At 58.1% G+C, this 19,385-nt stretch carries 16 protein-coding genes; 5 read left to right on the top strand and 11 right to left on the bottom strand.

Features of this window, described 5'->3' with window-relative positions; all coding sequences use genetic code 11:
* Positions 1 to 72: 72 nt before the first annotated feature.
* From JHL21_RS06970 to cysQ, 4 genes are all read left to right on the top strand, one after another.
* Complete coding sequence (locus JHL21_RS06970) at positions 73 to 1,020, top strand: class 1 fructose-bisphosphatase (RefSeq protein WP_200212680.1); 948 nt, start codon at positions 73 to 75, stop codon at positions 1,018 to 1,020.
* 78 nt (positions 1,021 to 1,098) lie between these two features.
* The gene (locus tag JHL21_RS06975; RefSeq protein WP_254081963.1) at positions 1,099 to 2,358 is read left to right on the top strand and encodes an AGE family epimerase/isomerase; all 1,260 of its coding nucleotides are present in this window, start codon (positions 1,099 to 1,101) and stop codon (positions 2,356 to 2,358) included.
* 72 nt (positions 2,359 to 2,430) lie between these two features.
* Positions 2,431 to 3,213, top strand: coding sequence for an SDR family NAD(P)-dependent oxidoreductase (locus JHL21_RS06980; protein ID WP_200212682.1), 783 nt, complete (start codon positions 2,431 to 2,433; stop codon positions 3,211 to 3,213).
* Positions 3,214 to 3,304: 91 nt separating this feature from the next.
* A complete protein-coding gene (gene cysQ / locus JHL21_RS06985; protein ID WP_200212683.1) occupies positions 3,305 to 4,138 on the top strand; it encodes a 3'(2'),5'-bisphosphate nucleotidase CysQ in 834 nt (277 codons plus the stop codon).
* A gap of 74 nt (positions 4,139 to 4,212) precedes the next feature.
* On the opposite strand, the gene JHL21_RS06990 is transcribed toward cysQ, so the two are convergent.
* The 8 genes from JHL21_RS06990 to JHL21_RS07025 all read right to left on the bottom strand — a co-directional run bounded on the left by JHL21_RS06990 (position 4,213) and on the right by JHL21_RS07025 (position 13,585).
* Entirely contained in the window at positions 4,213 to 6,108 is a 1,896-nt protein-coding gene (locus JHL21_RS06990) for an ABC transporter ATP-binding protein/permease (protein ID WP_200212684.1), read from the bottom strand.
* The gene (locus JHL21_RS06995) at positions 6,108 to 6,464 is read right to left on the bottom strand and encodes a helix-turn-helix transcriptional regulator (RefSeq protein ID WP_169194717.1); all 357 of its coding nucleotides are present in this window, start codon (positions 6,462 to 6,464) and stop codon (positions 6,108 to 6,110) included. The genes JHL21_RS06990 and JHL21_RS06995 overlap by 1 nt, the downstream gene beginning before the upstream one ends.
* Positions 6,465 to 6,536: 72 nt before the next feature.
* Positions 6,537 to 8,135, bottom strand: coding sequence for a LysM peptidoglycan-binding domain-containing protein (locus tag JHL21_RS17680; protein WP_200212686.1), 1,599 nt, complete (start codon positions 8,133 to 8,135; stop codon positions 6,537 to 6,539).
* Between the two features lie 196 nt (positions 8,136 to 8,331).
* Positions 8,332 to 9,936 carry a citramalate synthase gene (gene cimA, locus JHL21_RS07005; RefSeq protein WP_200212687.1) on the bottom strand — a complete coding sequence of 535 codons (1,605 nt, stop codon included), beginning with the start codon at positions 9,934 to 9,936 and terminating at the stop codon, positions 8,332 to 8,334.
* A 19-nt stretch (positions 9,937 to 9,955) separates the two neighbouring features.
* Entirely contained in the window at positions 9,956 to 10,444 is a 489-nt protein-coding gene (locus tag JHL21_RS07010) for a GFA family protein (RefSeq protein WP_200212688.1), read from the bottom strand.
* A complete protein-coding gene (locus JHL21_RS07015; protein ID WP_200212689.1) occupies positions 10,431 to 10,814 on the bottom strand; it encodes a VOC family protein in 384 nt (127 codons plus the stop codon). Before JHL21_RS07015 ends, JHL21_RS07010 begins: the two co-directional genes overlap by 14 nt.
* A gap of 73 nt (positions 10,815 to 10,887) precedes the next feature.
* Positions 10,888 to 12,267 carry a cysteine--tRNA ligase gene (gene cysS, locus JHL21_RS07020; RefSeq protein ID WP_200212690.1) on the bottom strand — a complete coding sequence of 460 codons (1,380 nt, stop codon included), beginning with the start codon at positions 12,265 to 12,267 and terminating at the stop codon, positions 10,888 to 10,890.
* A gap of 310 nt (positions 12,268 to 12,577) precedes the next feature.
* Positions 12,578 to 13,585, bottom strand: a complete 1,008-nt coding sequence (locus JHL21_RS07025; protein WP_200212692.1) for a fumarylacetoacetate hydrolase family protein — start codon at positions 13,583 to 13,585, stop codon at positions 12,578 to 12,580.
* A 140-nt stretch (positions 13,586 to 13,725) separates the two neighbouring features.
* Here JHL21_RS07025 and JHL21_RS17965 point away from each other — a divergent pair, with 140 nt between their 5' ends.
* A complete protein-coding gene (locus JHL21_RS17965) occupies positions 13,726 to 14,862 on the top strand; it encodes a DUF2865 domain-containing protein (RefSeq protein ID WP_200212694.1) in 1,137 nt (378 codons plus the stop codon).
* Here JHL21_RS17965 and gltX read toward each other — a convergent pair.
* The 3 genes from gltX to JHL21_RS07045 all read right to left on the bottom strand — a co-directional run bounded on the left by gltX (position 14,807) and on the right by JHL21_RS07045 (position 19,311).
* Positions 14,807 to 16,135, bottom strand: coding sequence for a glutamate--tRNA ligase (gene gltX / locus JHL21_RS07035; protein ID WP_200212695.1), 1,329 nt, complete (start codon positions 16,133 to 16,135; stop codon positions 14,807 to 14,809). The two genes, JHL21_RS17965 and gltX, sit on opposite strands and share 56 nt — an antisense overlap.
* On the bottom strand, positions 16,132 to 17,799 hold the full coding sequence (locus JHL21_RS07040; RefSeq protein WP_200212696.1) for an NAD+ synthase: 1,668 nt from the start codon (positions 17,797 to 17,799) through the stop codon (positions 16,132 to 16,134). The genes gltX and JHL21_RS07040 overlap by 4 nt, the downstream gene beginning before the upstream one ends.
* A 132-nt stretch (positions 17,800 to 17,931) precedes the next feature.
* Positions 17,932 to 19,311 carry a class II 3-deoxy-7-phosphoheptulonate synthase gene (locus JHL21_RS07045; RefSeq protein ID WP_200213032.1) on the bottom strand — a complete coding sequence of 460 codons (1,380 nt, stop codon included), beginning with the start codon at positions 19,309 to 19,311 and terminating at the stop codon, positions 17,932 to 17,934.
* Between the last annotated feature and the right edge of the window lie 74 nt (positions 19,312 to 19,385).

The following is a 19,385-nucleotide window of genomic DNA, read 5'->3' on the forward strand; positions in this document are numbered from 1 at the left end:
CTCATCCCAAAGTCGCGCTTGTATGCCAGGCCGCATTCCCCAATGTCGGTTTCAGCAAATCGAGGACACCCTATGACGACTCTCGCGCAATGGCTCGCCCTAGAAACACCTGACACAGCATTGGCGAGCGTAATCGCCTCCATGGCTTCAGCCGGAGCGGACATCGCCGCGACTTTGCGGATGGCGCCGATTACCGGAGATACCGGACTGGCAGGGGCGACCAATGTGCAGGGCGAGGCGCAGAAGGCACTCGACATTATCTCCAATGACATTGTGCTGGCGCATCTTCGGGACAATCCCAAGGTTTCGCTGCTCGTCTCTGAGGAAATGGATGATGCCGTAGAGCTGTCGGTCGATGCACCGTTTATCGTCGCCACAGACCCCCTTGATGGGTCATCCAACCTCGACGTGAACGTTACCGTTGGGACGATCTTTTCCGTCCTTCCGACGCTCGGCGGACCACTCCAGAAGGGCACAGCGCAGGTCGCTGCAGGCTATATTGCCTATGGCCACGCCACCACGATGGTTTTGCGCATCAAGGGCAGAACCTCTGGCTTTGCGCTCGACACTTCGGGCGAATGGATCGAGATCATTGCCGAGGCAAAGATCCCCGAGGCCACAGGTGAATTTGCCATCAATACGGCGCGCGAGCGCTTTTGGGATGCGGCAACCGCCGGCTATGTGCGCGAGAGCATTGCCGGAGAAACCGGCCCCGCCGGCAAGCGCTACAACATGCGTTGGGTCGGTTCGATGGTGGCGGACATGCATCGCATTCTCATGCGTGGCGGCATTTTCCTTTACCCACTCGACAGTGAAACTGTGAGCAAGGGCGGCCGTTTGCGGCTGCTCTATGAAGCAAACCCCATGGCATGGCTGGCGGAAGGCGCTGGCGGACGCGCCTCGACCGGCACCCAATCGCTTTTGAGCGTCCAGCCGACAAGCATTCACCAGCGTATTCCGGTTATTCTGGGCTCCGCCGAGGAAGTGCTCCGCGTTGAGGCTTGGTACGCCAAAAGCTAATCGCACTTCCATACATCAAGCAAATTGCATCGACTCTGGGGCTTGGATAGAACCATGCAAGCCCCGGAGGAGATTGCATTGACAGACGCACCTATTCACCTGCCCAAAACCAATGCTGGCGCTTGGCAGGATCGCCCGTTTCACCGTCAGTATCTGACGGCTCAGGCCAATCAGCTTTTTGATTTCTTCGAGGCGACATCGGTCAATCCCAAGGGTGGGTTCTTTGAGCTCAACGATGACGGCACGCCGGTTCAACCCGACAATGCCACCCGTCAAATCCATGTCACCTGCCGCATGATTCACTGCGCGGTGATTGGAAGCCTGCTGGGCCGCCCTGGGTCCGCCGCGATCGTTGACCACGGCATGAACTATCTCTGGAACAAGCATCGCGACACCAAGAACGGTGGCTATGTCTGGTCGCTCAATGACGACGGCTATCAGGACGACACCAAGCAGGCCTATGGCCATGCGTTTGTGCTCTTGGCCGGAGCAAGCGCAAAGCTCGTTGGACACCCACTCGCCGATCAGGTGATCGCGGATGTCACCGAGGTGATCAACACCAAGTTCTGGGACGAGAGCATTGGTGCCGTGCGCGAAGAGTTCGGCAATGATTGGTCTGAAATCACCGCCTATCGCGGGCAGAACTCAAACATGCACCTGACAGAAGCGCTGATGGCCGCGTTTGAGGCGACAGGTGATGCGGAGTATCTCAATAAGGCACAGCGCATTGCCGAGTTGATTATCCGCAAGAACGCAACCGCGCTTGATCATCGCGTTGCTGAGCACTTCCATTCAGACTGGTCGCTCGACAAGGAATTCAAAGGCTCGGAGATGTTCCGCCCTTCGGGCACGACGCCGGGCCATGCGCTTGAGTGGTCGCGCTTGCTCTATCAGCTCTACACTCTCGGCGAGAAGAAACACGCGTGGATGACGGATGCGGCACGCGGACTGTTCCAGCAGGCCGTCACACTGGGCTGGGATAAGTCCCACGGCGGGTTCTTCTATACGCTGGACTGGGACAACCAGCCCATCATGCGCGAAAAGCTGTGGTGGCCGGTGGCGGAGGCCATTGGGGCAGCGGCGTTCATTGGCGCTCATGACAGCGACGACTATTTCCAGCACTGGTATCGCCAGCTCTGGGACTTTGCCGACGCCCATCTGATCGATCATGCGCGCGGCGGCTGGTTGAGCGAGCTTAAGGAAGACCTGACGCCAACCTCGCGCCTGTTCGTGGGCAAGCCCGATATTTATCACGCGCTGCAAGCCTGCCTGATCCCGCTTTATCCGGCAACTGGCAGTCTGACCCAGGCCATTATCGAGGCCGATCACGGCCACTAAGGGCAAAACGGGCTAAGTCTGACAACCAAACAGCTTTCTCCTGCGTTGGGCGACTAATGCAGGAGATTTTTTATGGGTCAACTAACGGGGAAAACAGCGCTTGTGACAGGCGCTGGTTCGGGGATCGGGAAAGCCGCTGCGCTGGCGCTTGCCGCAGCGGGCGCGCGCGTTGTGGTGCTCAGTCGTACGGCCAAGGAAATTGACGCCACGGCCGCCGAAATAGAAGCACGGGGCGGCAAAGCGCTGAGCATCGCGGCCGATACCACTGACGATGGAGCCATGAAGGCCGCTGTCGCACAAACCGTGAAAGCCTTCGGTGGGCTCGACATCATCGTGGCCAATGCAGGCATCAATGGCGTTTGGGCACCCATTGACGATCTCAAGCCTGACGAGTGGAATGAGACCATTTCGGTGAACCTCAAGGGCACCTATCTCACCCTCCACTACGCTGTGCCTCACATGCGCAAAACGGGCGGCTCAATCGTCATCATATCGTCGATCAATGGCACGCGGACATTTACCTCCGCCGGCGCGTCTGCCTATTCGGTGACGAAGGCTGGGCAGCTCGCCCTTGCCCAGCAATTGGCTTTGGAGCTGGGCAAAGACAAAATCCGCGTCAATGCGATATGTCCGGGGGCAATTGAAAGCGAGATTGACGACAATACCGATCAGCGCGGGGCCGATATCGCTGGCGTTCGCGCCACGTTTCCAGATGGCGACATCCCTATGACTGGCGGCAAGCCAGGCAAGGCCGAAGAGGTCGCTGAGCTTGTGGTTTTCCTCGCCTCGGATGCATCAAAGCATATTACCGGGTCGCCGATCTGGATCGACGGGGGGCAGAGTTTGCTGCGTTAGCAGCGAACGAAACAAAACCATACCCTTGGCGCGAATTGTCAGCGCGCAAGGCACGGAGTAAGCGTGACAGATCGCAATATGCTGGTCTGCCATGCTTCCCCTCTCGACTAATCCCATCACCGCGCTTGCCATCCGCGCGTCCATCGACGCCGCTAAGGTGATCTGCGAAGTTTACCATCGGCCTATCGCCGTGGTCAGCAAGAGCGATGGATCGCCCGTGACAGAGGCGGATGGCGCAGCTGAAGCGGTCATTTTGGAGCACCTCAACACAACGGGCATTCCCGTTCTCGCTGAGGAAAGCGCAGCCGCAGGCTACATCCCCGAGCTGGGTGAGAAGTTCTTCGTCGTGGACCCGCTCGACGGGACGAAGGAGTTCATCAAGCGCAATGGCGAGTTCACGGTCAATATTGCGCTCGTCGAGGGCGTAAAGCCCGTCATGGGCGTCGTTCTCGCCCCCGTCAGCGGGGAGCTGTTCGTTGGCGACAGAAATGGCGCTTGGAGCGCTGTGGTTGTCGATGGGGAGGTCACCAATATCGTGCCGCTGCAAGTGCAGTCCTCCGACATCATGCGTGTGGTGGCCAGTCGCTCGCATGGGCATGTGGCCCTAGAAAAGCTTTGCGCGCACTTCGCTATCGAAGAAGATGTGTCGGTGGGCTCGTCACTCAAGTTCTGTCTTTTGGCTCGCGGAGATGCGCAACTTTATCCGCGTTTCACGCCGACCAATGAGTGGGATACAGCGGCAGGCCAAGCGGTTCTGGAAGCCGCTGGAGGCGTTGTTCTAACCCTCGATGGCCTCCCGCTCGCCTATAAAAAGGCAGAGAGCAATTACCTCAATCCGTTCTTTGTCGCGGCCAATAGCGAAGAGCTGGCGCAGCGCGCGGCACTGAAAATGGTCACGACGCTGAACGAGCTCGAGCCGAGTTAGTCGGCTCAGCACAAAAGAAACGGGGCCATAAGCAAGCTTACGGCCCCGTCGGGTACATTGGCGTTAGACGATGACTACTGCCCGGCAGGTGTGCCACGGGTGACAAAACCGTCGGGATCGTCCTTGGTCTGCGCCAGCTTTTCTTCAGCTTCGGTCGCTTCGCGCTGGCGGCTCCACATCTGTGCGTAGAGGCCATCCTGAGCCAAGAGCGACGTGTGATTACCGCGCTCAGCAACGAGACCATCACGCAAGACCAGAATTTCGTCAGCGTTGACGACCGTAGAAAGACGGTGGGCAATAACGACTGTGGTGCGGTTGCGCGAAACTTCGTCCAGCGCCTGCTGAATGTCGCGTTCGGTTTTGGTGTCGAGGGCAGATGTGGCCTCGTCAAGGATCAGGATCGAGGGCGATTTGAGGATCGTGCGCGCGATCGCAACACGTTGCTTTTCACCACCCGACAGCTTTAGGCCACGCTCGCCAACGGGGGTTTCATACCCCTTGGGAAGACGGGTGATGAAATCGCCAACCTGCGCCATGCGCGCCGCTTCCTTGACCTCCTCGATGGAGGCTCCCGGACGACCATATTGAATGTTGTAGCCGATGGTGTCGTTGAACAGCACGGTATCCTGCGGAACCATGCCGATGGCCGAGCGCAGGCTCTCCTGCGTGACATCACGGAGGTCTTGACCGTCAATGGTGATGCGGCCGCCCGTGACATCATAGAAGCGGAACAGAAGACGCGAGATGGTCGACTTGCCCGCGCCGGTTGGCCCAACGATAGCAACCGTTTTGCCTGCCGGTACTTCGAAGCTTACGCCCTTTAGGATGGCGCGGTCAGGATCGTAGTGGAAGGTAACGTCTTCAAAGCGAATAACCGGCCCTGTGACGGTCAGCGGCTTGGCCGTCGGCTTGTCCTGAATTTCAGGGTCCTGATCCAAGAGCTTGAACATTTCTTCGATATCGGTGAGGCCCTGACGGAGCTCGCGATAAACAAAGCCAATGAAGTTCAGCGGACGATAGATCTGCATCAGGAAGGTGTTGAGCAGAACGAAATCACCGAGGGTGAGCGTGCCGTCCATGACGCCACGGATCGACATGATCGAGATGATCAGGAAGCCGCTATAGAAGATCAGCGCCTGACCGAAGTTCAGGAAGCCGAGCGAGGTCCAGATACGAACCGCAGAGCGCTCATAGCGCGCCATGGCTTTATCAAAGCGCGCCGCTTCCATCTTCTCATTGGCGAAGTACTTCACCGTTTCAAAATTGAGAAGGCTGTCGATCGCCTTACCATTGGCATCGGTGTCGCTGTCGTTCATGTCGCGACGGATCGCGATACGCCAGTTCGACGCCTTGATGGTGAAATAGAGATAGGCCCAGATCATCACCACCAGCACGCCAAGGTAGCTGATGCCGAAGAGCCAGACGAAAATCACGCCAACAATGATGAATTCAACAATCGTCGGGGCGATGTTGAGCATGGCAAAGCGCACAACGGCTTCGATGCCCTTGGTGCCACGCTCGATAACACGGGAAAGACCACCGGTACGGCGCTGCAGATGGAACCGCAGCGACAGCTTGTGCATGTGGTGGAAGGTCTGTAGCGCCAGCTTGCGCACAGCATTCTGGCCGACGCTGGCAAACAGAACGTCACGCAGCTGCTGGAAACCAGCATCGATGACGTTGCCGAGCACATAGGCGATCACCAAGGCGATCGGTACGGCCAGACCCAAGATCAGCTGGTTGTCGGGCTGCGCACCATCGAGACTGTCGATGACACCCTTGTAGGCGAATGGGATGAGTGTGGTGGCGACCTTGCTGAGCAAAAGTGCGCCAATAGCGAGCATGACCCGTGTTTTCAGATCAGGACGATCTGCAGGCCACATATAGGGCCACAGGTTCTTGACCGTAGAAAATACGGAACCTTCGTCCGCGTTAACGGACGGCTTCTTTTCGGCAGTGGGAGGCACCATTAGGCTGGTTCCGCTTCCTTGGTTGCGGTTAGAGGCAAGAGCCCCTGCAGAAGTCCGCCAAAAGCTGAGTTTAGCTCAGCCAAAGTGTCATGGCGGATGCAATAGCGATTGCGCGTGCCGTGTGGTCGACGCTCGATCAGTCCAACATCCAGAAGCACTTTAATGTGCTGGGACACCGTGGACTGGGCCAGAGTGAGGCTATCGGTTACGTCGCCGCAGCAACACTCGCCTTGTTGTTGGGAGGCCATAATACGCAAAATCTCTAGGCGCACAGGGTGGCCTAGGGCTCGCATCATGTTGGCAATATCGTCGTCGCGCATGGGGCTTTGCTTGATCGGTGAATTGCGATGGAACATGGCCCTTTGTGTCCGTAATTGCAATAGGCGTAAAAACGGCGCCCGCAGGCGCCGTTTCGTTTTCCTATAAGATTAGTTAGCCGCTTCAGGCAGGCTGAAGACCTGCCCAGGATAGATGCGGTCCGGATCGCGGATCTGGCCAGTATTGGCTTCGTAGATCGTGGTGTACTTCAAACCTTCGCCATAAACGCGACGCGCGATGGTCCAGAGATTATCACCACGGCGAATGATCGCCTTGCCCGAGGCAAAACGCTGCGCGTTCGGATCACCCAGGGAAACTGCGACCATGGTTGGTACTGCAGCTTCTGGAGCCGCTGCAGGCGCCTCAGCGACCGCAACAGGCTGTTCAACAGCTGGGGTTTCAACTGGCTGTGCAGGTGCCGCCGGCGTTGCCGGTTCGGTCTGGGCCGCAGGTGCTTCAGCAGGCGCAGGTGTTGGCTCTGGAGCTGTTGCAGCGGCAGGCGCTTCCGCCACGACGGTTTCCGGTTCGACTGGCACGTCGAGGACGAAGTCCACCTCAGCGCGGCTGATGACCTCGGAGGTTCCAGACTTGAGCATATCAATGCGGACGCGCTGGTTGCCAGGCTTTAGCACCGACTCGCCCTCAATCAACCAGCGGCCATCTGCGATGGTGGTGTCAGCAATAAAGCCATCGTCGACATAGAGGCGGATCGTGGCATCGTTGGTGCCCGCACCAGCAAAGAAGCTGCGCGTGCCTTCGAGTTCGATTGCGTCAATCGTTGGCGGGATGACAGCAGCGACGACGGCAGGAGCAGGAACAGCCTCCGTTGGCGCGGGAGCCTCAACAGTTTCTGGCGCGACCGGTGCCGCAGGTTCTGCAACGACAGTCTCGGTCGATGGCGTTGCGGGCTCTACGGGCACAGCTGCCGGTTCCGTCGTCGCAACTGGCTCTTGCGCAACGACAGGCTCTGAAGTTGTAGCAGAAGGTTCCGTTGGCGCGGGTTCGGCCTGAGCAACGGCTACCGGTGCGTCTGCCACGTCAACCGACGGTTCCGCAGTTTCGGTGACTGCAGGTACTGCTTCGCTTGGCGCAACAGGTGCTTCGGGTGTAGCAACTGCCGCTGCGGGGGCCATAGCCACCTCTACGGCTGTATCATCGGATGCGTCAGCGTCGGCTGTTCCGGCCGCAGCGTTGGACGCGACCAAGCCCTGCAACACTTCGCTGATTTTTCCAGGCGCGCTGGCAACGACGAGCGGCTGCGTGGTCTTGTCTTCGTTGATGACAACGATGAAGGCCTGATCGGTCGAGCTTGGCTCACCATTCTGGCCCAGCGTGATTTCAAGGCCGCCCGTCGCGAGCGGCTGCTCAGGAACGAAGACCCAGTCGCCGCTCGGCTCAACTTCGGTTTCACCCAGAAGGTCGCCATTAGCAAAGAGCTGAATGTCAGCGCCCGGCTGACCGCTACCCGCGATAACAACAGAACCATCGGGCTCTGCACGCAGCAGGGAGAAGGTGGCAGCTACAACGCCGTCAACGTCGATTGCCGGTGCGGCTTCGGCAGGCGGGGTAACGTCGAGCACTGGCTCGCTCGAAACCGCTTCCGGTGTTGCTTCAGCCACAACTGGCGCAACCTGCTCAGCAGGCGCTTCAGCAGGAACTTCAGCGACAACAGGCGCAGGCTGAGCGGGCACAAGTCCAGCATCGGCCATTTTGCCGTGCAGGCACTGGCCCAAGCCTACAGGGCTATTGAAGCAGCTAACAAACGACGGGCCAACGAGCACGCCGAGGATGACAAGAAGTGTGACCGCCGCCGCTCCGATCGTCAGAGCAAGTGGTCTTTTCGGAGCAGTGTCGGCCAGTTTGCCCTCCCGGAGAATAGTTAAGCCCGATAGTTATTATGAGGCTTTAGACTGTTTGCGACTGATGCGCTTCAGTTTTCAGCAGCTTGAATGTGATCGATTCATACAGAGCTTCAAAGCTTGCATCAATGATATTGGCGGAGACTCCGATTGTAGACCAGCGCTCGCCGGTGCCGTCGCGGCTTTCGACCAGTACACGAGTGACCGCGCTCGTGCCGCCGTCAAGGATACGCACCTTAAAATCAGCGAGTTCGAGGTCTTCGATCCGCGAAGAATAAATGCCGAGGTCCTTACGCAGTGCCACGTCTAACGCATTAACAGGGCCGTTGCCCTCGGCCACGGACATCAAGCGCTCGCCACCAACGACAATCTTCACCACCGCCTCGGTGACCACTTCATCTCCCTGAGCATTAGGGCGGCGTTCGACCATGGCGCGGTAATGCTCAACTTGGAAGTATTCGGGCAGCGTGCCGAGGATACGTCGGGCAAGAATAGCAAAGGAAGCATCGGCCCCGTCGTAAGAATAACCGCGCGCTTCTCGCTCTTTAACTTCAGCCAGGAGCTTTTCGAGACGCGGATCGTCCTTTTCGAGGACGATGTTATGGCGCGCGAGGGCGGTGAGCAGGTTCGACTTACCGGCCTGTTGCGACACCATAATGGCGCGCTCATTGCCGATGCTTTCGGGCGGAACGTGCTCATAGGTCGAAAAATCTTTGAGCAGTGCCGAGGCGTGGATACCGGCCTTCGTGGCGAATGCAGCCTTGCCTACATAGGGCGCTTGCGGCGCAGGGGCGCGATTGAGCCGATCATCAAAGGCGCGGGAAATATGGGTGAGACGCTCAAGCTGGTCCGCTGTCACGCCGGTTTCAAAACGGTCAGCGTAGAAGGGTTTTAGAACAAGCGTCGGAATGAGCGTGATGAGATTGGTGTTGCCACAGCGCTCACCAAGACCGTTGAGTGTGCCCTGAACCTGACGCACGCCGCTTTCAATCGCAGCAAGAGCGTTCGCCACCGCTTGGCCCGTGTCATCGTGCGGGTGAATGCCGAGACGGTCGCCGGGAGCGATTTCCAGCACCTTGCCAATGATCTGGCGGATTTCAGAAGGCATGGTGCCACCATTGGTGTCACACAGCACGACCCAACGCGCGCCAGCGGCTAGGGCAGTCTTGACGCAGTCGAGGGCATAGGTGGGATTGGCTTTAAAGCCATCGAAGAAGTGTTCGAGATCGACGAGCACTTCCTTGCCCGCCGCCGCAGCGGTGCGGACCGTATCGGTGATGCCTTCCAAATGCTCGTCAGTGGTCGAGCTGAGGGCGAGTTCGACCTGATAGTCCCATGCCTTGGCGACAAAACAAGTCGCGTCGGCAGCGGACTGCACAATGGCGGTCACGCCGGGATCGTTGGAGGCAGAGCGCCCTGCCCGCTTAGTCATACCGAAGGCGGTGAATTTGGCGTTTCTGGTGCGACGTTTTTCGAAGAACTCGGTGTCGATGGGATTAGCACCGGGATAGCCGCCTTCGATGTAGTCGACGCCAAGCTGTTCGAGCAGCTTGGTAATAGCAATCTTGTCTTCCAGCGAGAATTCAATGCCAGCCGTTTGCGCGCCGTCGCGCAGCGTGGTGTCAAAGAGATAGAGGCGTTCGCGAGACATGATTGAGCCTAACTGAGTTTTATTGTTCTTGCGGCCAGACGGCCGTGTCGTGGTCAGGGTGTTGGTGGTTGCTGAGCCGGATCTCTTCGACGGTCTCCAACTCCTCGGCAGAGTATGGCCCTATATCGGGCAGTTGGCCGAGCTGATTGGCCCAGGACAGTCGGGATTCCGTGCCGTGTTGATCTTTGGGAGGGAAGGCTTCCGGCGTATCGAGCGAGCCAATGGAAACACTCATCCATTCGCCATCACTGTATTTGAAACTGAGCGGCGTACCGCAGGCATTGCAGAAGCCGCGCTCGACCAGATCGGAAGACCGGAACAGGGTGATCGTTCCGCGCGTGACTTCGAAGTTGCGAACATGTTCGCCAACAAGGGGCGCATAGAAGCCGCCAAACGCCTTCTGGCACATTCGACAATGGCAGATATGTGCGCCACGAGGGCGCACATTGAAGCGATACCGGACAGCGCCGCACTGGCAGCCGCCACTGAACGTCTCACTCTGGGGCATGAATGACCGCCTCTATGTTGTTTCCATCCGGATCGATGACGAAAGCGCCGTAGTAGTGCTGGTGATACTGGGGGCGTGGGCCGGGGGCACCATTGTCCTGCGCACCAACCGCCATTGCCGCAGCGTAAAACGCGTCCACTGCGGCGCGATTTTCCGCCGTGATCGCATAATGACGACCGGTGCCAGGATTTGGGTGTTCGGTCAGCCAGAAATCAGGCTTGGTCTTGCCATAGCCACCGACCTTGACGCCGCCGGTGTATTCCAGAGGTACCTCAGCCAGCATGGTGATGCCTAAAGGCGCAAAGGCAGCATCGTAGAAGGCCTTCGAACGGGACCAATCCGAAACGAGTATGCCGATGTGGTCGATCATTTTTCTCTCCTAGAATGATGTACCAAGGCTTTAGGCGTTTACCGTGACAAGTTATGTCAGTAGCTTCAATGGATTAGCGCTTTAGCTCCCACTTGGTGGTGCGCTGACCGTTTTCATCCTTACCATCAAGAAGCGCGATCCCCTGTGCCGCGAGTTCATTGCGGATTGCATCGGCCTCAGCGAAGCTTTTGGCGTTGAGTGCAGCAAGACGGGCGGCGACCTTTTCGGCTACGCTCGTATCAACAGCCATATCACGCTTGATCTTGATACCCATGAGATCGGCCAGCGCCAGACCGTCGGCAGCGCGCCCTTCATCCATGATCAGAGCATGGATTTTCGCGACCGCGCCGGGCGTATCGAGATCGTCTGCGAGCTGGGCGACAAGGTCTGGGGCGAGTTCAGCCGCAGGCGCGGTGTCACCAGCGGCACGTTCCCATTTTTCGAGCAGGTTCAGCGCCTCTTCCAAACGCCGCTGCGTAAAATCAATCGGCTCACGATAATTGGTCATAAAAATCGCAAGGCGCAGGACTTCACCGGGCCAAGTGCGGCCGCCGAAATCCGTGGTTTCGAGCAGCTGCTGGATGGTGAAGAAGTTGCCCAAGGATTTGGACATCTTCTGGCCTTCCACTTGCAGGAAGCCATTGTGCATCCAGACGTTCGCCATCGCGTGCGAGCCATGAGCGCAACGGGACTGAGCGATTTCGTTTTCGTGGTGTGGGAAGATCAGATCAAGCCCGCCGCCGTGGATGTCGAAGGTCTTGCCGAGATACCGCTCGGACATGGCAGAGCACTCAATATGCCAGCCCGGACGGCCGCGGCCCCATGGGCTATCCCAACCAGGCTCCTCGGGAGAGGACTGCTTCCAGAGCACGAAGTCCGCAGGGTTGCGCTTGTGGCTTTCGACGGCAATGCGCGCGCCGGCGAGATTGTCCTCAAGGCTGCGGCCCGAAAGCTGGCCATATTCGTCCATGCTATCGACAGCAAAAAGCACTTCGCCATTGGTTTCGTAGGCATGGTCGCGTTCGATCAGCGTCGCGATCAAGCGCTGCATTTCTTCGATATTATCGGTGGCGCGCGGCTGAACGGTCGGCTCCATGCAGCCGAGAGCGGCGACGTCCTTCTGGTACTGCGCAGCCGTCGTTTCGGTGACTTTTCGGATCGCTTCATTGAGCGGCAGATCGGGATGATCGCGCAGTGCACGAGCGTTGATCTTGTCGTCAACGTCGGTGAGGTTACGAACGTAGGTCACGTGTTCAGCGCCATAGGTGTAGCGCAGCACGCGGAACAGCAGATCGAAGACGATAGCTGCACGACCATTACCGATATGAGCAAAGTCATAAACCGTCGGCCCGCACGCATACATGCGGACGTTGTTGGCATCCATAGGCTCAAACGGCGCTTTCGAGCGCGTGAGCGTATTGTAGAAATTCAACTTCGGCTTTGCCGTGCTCATGGATGGGTCCTGTAGGCCAGACGGTTTGATGCCCTGGCGGGAGCCTCTATCCATTGCGCACTATCAGGATGAAGAAGACTGCTCCGCCAACGCTTGGTTAGCAGCTAATAATGCAGGTGATAATCGTGCACAGAGTCTTCATGGGCGGGACATTGGCCGTGCCCTTGAAGAAAAGCAAGTGAAAACAAAAAATGGGCGACCCCACGGGGCCGCCCTATCGCTTTGGAGGCGAATAATCTGGCAGCGCGGCTGCCTTTACAGACACTCTACACCGACGCCACATTGCACCAAGGCGTACACGGGAATGTGATCACGCTCCGGCGACACGAACCGTTTGATTGATATCACCAAAAACGGACTGCCCCGCTTCGTTGATGGCGGCGATGCGAACCCGATCGCCGCTCTTCAGGAAGGGCGTGCGCGCGCCCCCGAATTTGGCCTTTTCGGCCGTGCGTGCTTCGGCGATACAGGCAAAGCCAATGCCGTTTTGCTTGATCGGCAAGGTCTCGTCATGAGCATTGGAAACGGTGCCGCTCCCGATGATTGTGCCAGCAGCGAGAGAGCGCGTTCTTGCAGCCTCGACAATAAGATCGGCAAAATCAAAGTGGACACCAACCCCTGCATTGGGCTGCCCGTAGAGCGTGTCGTTGACCTCGATTTTCACCGGCAAGTGCAGGCGGTTTTCACGCCAGAGAGCCCCTAATGCGTCGGCTGTCGCCACCACTGGAGCAAAGCTCGTGGACGGTTTGGCGTGGAAGAAACCGAAGCCGTTTTGGAGGTCATCAACGACAAGCTTGCGCAGCGAAACGTCGTTGCAAACGGTGATGAGCCGAATGGCGGCAGTGGCCGTTGCTTTGTCCGCACCCATCGGCACTGCGCCGATGATTACGGCAACTTCCGCTTCGAAATCGGTCGCGAGGTCATCCGAGGGGACCAAAATCGGATCCGTCGGGGCAGAAAGCGAATCAGAACCGCCCTGATAGAGCAGCGGACGGACCGACTGCAGCTCTTCGTCCTTGCTTCCCTTCAGCGACCGAACGCGTTCGAGATGGCTCATATAGCCGGACCCATCAATCCACTGATAGGCGCGCGGCAGGGGCGCTAAAACCTGTGCGGAGGCGAAGGGCTGGCCGGCGATCTGGTTGGCTTCGAGCTGAGCCGAAAGGGCCGCAAGAGCAGGCTTGGCACTGTCCCAGTCATCTAACGCAGATTGCAGCGTTGCTGCGATGCGGCCCGCCGAAACATATCGCGACAGGTCATTCGATACGACGACCAGTTGTCCATCAGGGCGGCCGTTGCGCAGCGTTGCCAGTTTCATCCTAGGTATAACTCCAAAGCTTTGCGTCACAGCATAGAGGTAACAATCCCTCGCGCCGGGCGTATAATGTTGCGAGGAGCCCTAGCGATGTCTTAAGGACTCCAAGGTCGCTTAGGTTGCGACTCGTCAAGGGATATTACGTGACCAAAATTTCGACCGGTCTTCGTTCCGTCTTTCTTTTCGCTCTGGCCGCGATCATGCTCGTGCTGGACGTGAATACCGCCTACGCGCAAGCCGCCCAATGTGCGCAGCTGCAGAATGCGCTGGTGCAGTTCAACAGCAATGGCGACTTCCAGAGATTTGGCAATAATCCCAATGTTCTGCGCCAATTGCAGCGTCAGGTGCAGGATGCGGAAAGCCGCTATATCCGTCGCGGTTGCAATGACGACGCGCGTGCGGGTCGGCAGCTGAATCAGGAATGCCAAGGCATCGCGCGCGATGTGCTAAAGGCCCGCGAAGACTTGGCCAATGCCTCCCAAGGCATGCAGAATGCCACCGCAGTAGCCCAACAGCGCGAAGCGATTTTGCAGGAAATGGCCCGCTTTGGCTGTGCGGCGAACACCGGCATGTCCGGCGACCGTCAAAGCATTTTTGATCGTATTTTCGGGTCGTCCTCAGAGCAGGACTTCACCAATGGCGATTTTGTCGAAGGCGGCTGGGGCAATTCTGGCTACAACACCGTTCGTACACTCTGCGTGCGCCTGACGGATGGCTACTTCTGGCCAATCAGCTATTCGACCTTGCCGGACTATCTGACGAATGACGCGCAGGCGTGTCAGCAGATGTGTCCCAATACGCCGGTTGATTTGTTCTATTACAACAATCCCGGCGAAGAACCCGAGCAGATGCGTAACACTGGCGGCGTCGCATATAGTGCGATGCCCTATGCCTTCGCCTATCGCGAAAAGTTCGACAATGCGTCGAGCTGCAAAGCCGCTCCGTCCATTGCAGGCGCGGTTAAGGTCGCCAGCACAGACGCTGGTCAGCAGGTTGAAATGATGGAAATCAACGGGATGACTTTCCCGATGCCACGACGGGACCCGCGTGGCGTTGCGCCCGTTCAGGCAGCAGTTCAGCCCGAAATGCTTGCAGTTCAGGCTGTCGCTATGGTCGACGTCCCCCTGCCCCGTCCACGACCATCTGGCCCGGGAGAGATTGCCCGTCGACCCGAAGCCCCTGCACCGCAGGAACTCCGGATCGTCAATTTTGACGGCAAGGCCGTTAGGGTAGTCGGGCCAGACACTCCGTACGCCCAAGCAGGACGATCAGGCTCTTAAGTTCTGGGCCGTCATGACGGCCAGTTAGCGCCATGCGCAGGGGCAAGAACAGTGCTTTGCCCTTGCGACCGGTCGATGCTTTGAGCGCGTCGGTCCAAGTCCCCCAAGTGGTCAGATCCCAAGGCTCTGGTGGCAATGCCGCCTTGGCAAGCGCGAGGAACTCGCGATCTTCGTCGGCAACGACGGGCGTGATCGGGCCGGTGAGGAGCTCATTCCACTCGACGATATCACCGAACTTGTTGAGGTTTTCACGCAGCAGGTTCCAACCTGCCTCGCCCTCAACACCAAGCGCTGACAGGCGATTAGCGGCCTGTTCGTAGGGCATGGCGTGCAAGAGGCGCGCGTTGACCGCGGCGAATTCCGCCGGATCAAACCGAGCCGAACCGTGTGAGATCATCGAGAGTTCGAGCTTTTCGGCGATAGCGTCGAGGCTATCGAAGGCTTCGACCGAAACGCTCGTGCCGGTGAGCGTTGCCATGATCGCAACAGCCAGAGGCTCAAAACCTTCTTCGCGGTAATCGGCAATCGACTGCGAGCCAAGGCGCTTGGAGAACCCTTGCCCCTGAGCATCGGTGAGCAGATTGTGGTGACCGAAAATCGGCGTCGGTCCGCCCAAGGCTTCGAAGATTTCGATCTGCGTACCGGTGTTGGATACGTGGTCTTCGCCGCGGATCACATGGGTTATGGCGAGGTCGATATCGTCGACAACAGATGGCAAGGTATACAAATAGCTGCCGTCAGCACGGATGAGGACGGGATCGGACATGGAGGCGGTATTGACCGTCTGCTTTCCCTTGATCAGGTCTTCGAAAATGACGGGCTTGCCATCGAGCTTAAAGCGCCAATGTGGCTTACGGCCTTCGGCTTCGAGACGGGCCTTGTCTTCGTCCGAGAGGTCGAGCGCGGCACGATCATAGATCGGGGGCTTGCCCAGAAGACGAGCGCGTGCACGCTTACGATCAAGCTCTTCTTCCGTTTCGTAGCATGGGTAGAGACGCCCGGCGGCGATGAGCTTGTCACGCGCTGCATCGTAAAGCGCAGTGCGCTCTGACTGACGGACCAGCAAATCTGGCTTAACGCCGAGCCAGTCGAGGTCAACCTCGATGCCGTCGGCGAATTCACGCGTCGAACGGGCCCAATCTGTGTCGTCCATGCGCAGCACATATTTGCCACCATGACGACGTGCAAAGAACCAGTTCAGCAGCGCAGGACGCGCATTGCCGAGGTGGATACGACCTGTGGGGGACGGCGCCCAGCGAACAGTTACGCTCATCCGACGATCAAATCCTTATAGCCATTGGTGATTGGATACTTTCTGCCAAGGCCAAATGCCTTAGCGCTCAGCTTAGGGCCCGGAGGGGCCTGTCGCCGCTTATATTCTGCAATATTTATCAGGCGCTGCATCCGCAGCACCATTTCGCTATCGAAACCGTCAGAGACGATCTCCGCAACCGATTTCTCATCCTCCACTAGTGCTGTGAGCACGGCGTCGAGAACTGGGTAAGGCGGGAGAGAGTCTTGGTCCTTCTGGTCCGGGCGCAGCTCGGCGCTCGGGGCCTTGTCGATGATGTTCTGCGGAATGACCATGCCGGATGGTCCAAGGCAATCGCCCGGCACATTGGCATTGCGCCATGCCGCGAGGCGATAAACTTCCATCTTGAACATGTCCTTGAGCGGATTATAGCCGCCGTTCATGTCGCCATAGATGGTGGCGTAGCCAACAGCCATTTCGCTTTTATTGCCTGTGGTGAGCAGCATGCTGCCCAGCTTATTGCTGACCGCCATCAGCACCACGCCGCGCATACGCGACTGGATGTTTTCTTCGGTGAGGTCTGCAGGACGCGTCCCGAAGACGGGCTGGAGTTCGACCAGGGCCTGATCAACGGGATTGCCGATGGAAACAACGTCGTAGCGTACGCCCAAAAGCTCTGCGCATTCGCGCGCATCTTTGATGCTGGCTTCGGAGGTATATCGGTATGGCAGCATGATGCAGTGAACGTTCTCAGGGCCCAGAGCATCAACCGCCATGGCCGCAACAACAGCACTATCTATGCCGCCAGAAAGGCCGAGAACGACATTTTTAAAGCCGTTCTTTTTGACGTAATCTCGCAAGCCCAAGACGCAGGCGCGCCAAGGGGCTTCATCAGTCGATGTCAGCTCTTCAATCTTGCCATTGGTGCAGGTCCAACCCGCCTCACCACGAGCCCAGTCCGAAATGATAAAGTCGGCTTCAAAGGACTTGCCCTGGAAAACGAGCTTATTGCCCGGCTCCATGCCAAAGGAGGCGCCGTCATAAACCAGCTCATCCTGCCCGCCGATCTGATTGAGATAGAGCAACGGGATTTGATCTTCCTCGGTGCGAGCTCGGACGAGATTTTTGCGCACGTGCTGCTTGTTACGCCAATATGGCGAACCATTCGGGCAGAGTAGGATTTCCGCGCCCATTTCAGTGAGCTGCGCGCAGACTGCTTCGTGCCAGATGTCCTCACAGATCGGAATGCCAACAGTTACACCCTTGATCGTCACCGGTTCTGGAAGAGCGCCCGCTGTGAAGTAGCGCTTCTCAAAGAACACATCTGAATTGGGCAGTTCATGCTTGGTGCGGATGGCGGTGATCTCGCCATTCTCGGCAACGATGACAGCGTTATGCAGACCCAAGCTATCCTGCCAGATCGTCGGCAAGATAATGACTACGTCTGTCCTATCCGTCGCTTTGACGAGCTCTTTTGCCGTTGCTACCGCATCAGCGATGAATTTGGGTTTGAACAGGAGGTCGTCGGGGAAATAGCCGGTTAGGAACAGCTCGGGGAACATTAGAATGTCCGCCTGAGCGCTGACAGCATCGGCGAGAGCCTGACGACCGAGCGCGAGGTTGCCAACAAGGTCACCGACCTTGGGATTGAGCTGTGCGAGGGCGATGCGAAGCTGATCGGTCACGTGGTTGAGCCTGTTCGAAGGGCAGAAACCCGGAGTCCGCCGGGCTAGGTGGCGAGACTTAGCCCCTCACTGATTGAAGGGCAAGCCAGCGCGAAACGGATCGCGTTCCGCGCCGGTTGCGAATGTAAGGTCTTATTCGGCTGCCGGCGCGACTTCACGCACTGGCTTCTGAGCGTGAATTTCTTCAGCCACCAAGAATGCCAGCTCAAGTGCCTGAGCACCGTTGAGGCGTGGGTCGCAATAGGTGTGATAACGATCCGACAGAGACTGCTCAGTGACCGCCGACATACCGCCGACGCATTCAGTGACGTCGTCGCCAGTCATTTCGATGTGCACACCACCTGCGTAAGTGCCCATTTCGCGGTGAACGGAGAAGAACTCCTTCACTTCTGTAAGGACGCTATCGAATGGACGGGTCTTATAGCCAGTGGAGGCCTTGATGGTGTTGCCGTGCATCGGATCGCAGCACCAGACAACGGTGCGACCAGCCTTCTGGACGGTTTCGATCAAGCGCGGCAGGTGATCACGAACCTTGTCAGCACCGAAGCGCGAAATGAGCGTGATACGACCAGCCTCGTCAGTCGGGTTGAGACGATCGAGCAGACGCAGGAGATCGTCATTCGACAGGCTCGGGCCACACTTGACGCCGATTGGGTTGTGAATACCGGCAAAGTACTCAACGTGCGCATCGTCTGGATTACGCGTGCGATCGCCGATCCAGAGCATATGGCCCGAAGTGGCGTAGAAGTTTTTGGAAATACTATCGCGACGGGTCAGCGCTTCTTCATAGCCCAGGAGCAGCGCTTCGTGGCTGGTGTAGAAAGACGTCTGCTTCAGCGCAGGGGTGTTTTCTGGGTTGAGGCCGAGCGCGCCCATGAAGGTGATCGCGTCGTCGATCTTCTTGGCAACTTCTTCAAAGCGGGCGTTCGAATTTGAGCCCTTCATGAAGTCCATGGTCCACTCATGGATGCGGGTCAGTTCGGCATAACCGCCGCTCGAGAAAGCGCGCAGCAGGTTGAGCGTTGCGGCAGACTGGCGGTAGGCCATCAGCATACGAGCCGGATCTGGAACGCGCGAGCCTTCGGTGAAGGCGATGTCATTGATGATGTCGCCGCGATAGCTCGGCAGCTCGACGCCATCGATCACCTCGGTATCGGCAGAACGAGGCTTGGCAAACTGCCCTGCCACGCGGCCAATTTTGACGACCGGCTTAGAGCCACCATGCGTGAGCACCACCGCCATCTGCAGGAAGACGCGGAAGAAGTCACGAATGTGATCCGCACCGTGTTCTGCAAAGCTTTCGGCGCAGTCGCCGCCCTGAAGCAAGAAGGCCTCACCGCGCGCAACAGCCGCAAGACGGGACTTAAGCTCGCGGGCCTCACCAGCAAAGACCAATGGAGGGAAGCTGGCGAGCTGACGCTCCGCATCTGCCAAAGCAGCCATATCAGGGTAAGCAGGCACCTGCTTAACAGGCTTCTGGCGCCAAGAGCTCGGGGTCCAGTCGGTCATTATTCGTCTCGCTTGAGGCAGGCAGGCGGAAGTGTTGCGCTCGGCTCTAGCAAGACCGAGGGCTGGTGCCAAGTTTA

Origin of the sequence: Devosia sp. WQ 349K1, assembly GCF_016595685.1 — a bacterium.
Classification (GTDB): Bacteria; Pseudomonadota; Alphaproteobacteria; order Rhizobiales; family Devosiaceae; genus Devosia.

Coding starts and splice junctions, on each gene's coding strand:
- JHL21_RS07015 (WP_200212689.1), bottom strand. CDS start 10,814: ATGATCGACCACATCGGCATACTCGTTTCGGATTGGTCCCGTTCGAAG.
- JHL21_RS06980 (WP_200212682.1), top strand. CDS start 2,431: ATGGGTCAACTAACGGGGAAAACAGCGCTTGTGACAGGCGCTGGTTCG.
- JHL21_RS06990 (WP_200212684.1), bottom strand. CDS start 6,108: ATGGTGCCTCCCACTGCCGAAAAGAAGCCGTCCGTTAACGCGGACGAA.
- JHL21_RS06970 (WP_200212680.1), top strand. CDS start 73: ATGACGACTCTCGCGCAATGGCTCGCCCTAGAAACACCTGACACAGCA.
- cysS (WP_200212690.1), bottom strand. CDS start 12,267: ATGAGCACGGCAAAGCCGAAGTTGAATTTCTACAATACGCTCACGCGC.
- gltX (WP_200212695.1), bottom strand. CDS start 16,135: ATGAGCGTAACTGTTCGCTGGGCGCCGTCCCCCACAGGTCGTATCCAC.
- JHL21_RS06995 (WP_169194717.1), bottom strand. CDS start 6,464: ATGTTCCATCGCAATTCACCGATCAAGCAAAGCCCCATGCGCGACGAC.
- cimA (WP_200212687.1), bottom strand. CDS start 9,936: ATGTCTCGCGAACGCCTCTATCTCTTTGACACCACGCTGCGCGACGGC.
- JHL21_RS07025 (WP_200212692.1), bottom strand. CDS start 13,585: ATGAAACTGGCAACGCTGCGCAACGGCCGCCCTGATGGACAACTGGTC.
- JHL21_RS17680 (WP_200212686.1), bottom strand. CDS start 8,135: ATGGCCGATGCTGGACTTGTGCCCGCTCAGCCTGCGCCTGTTGTCGCT.
- JHL21_RS07010 (WP_200212688.1), bottom strand. CDS start 10,444: ATGCCCCAGAGTGAGACGTTCAGTGGCGGCTGCCAGTGCGGCGCTGTC.
- cysQ (WP_200212683.1), top strand. CDS start 3,305: ATGCTTCCCCTCTCGACTAATCCCATCACCGCGCTTGCCATCCGCGCG.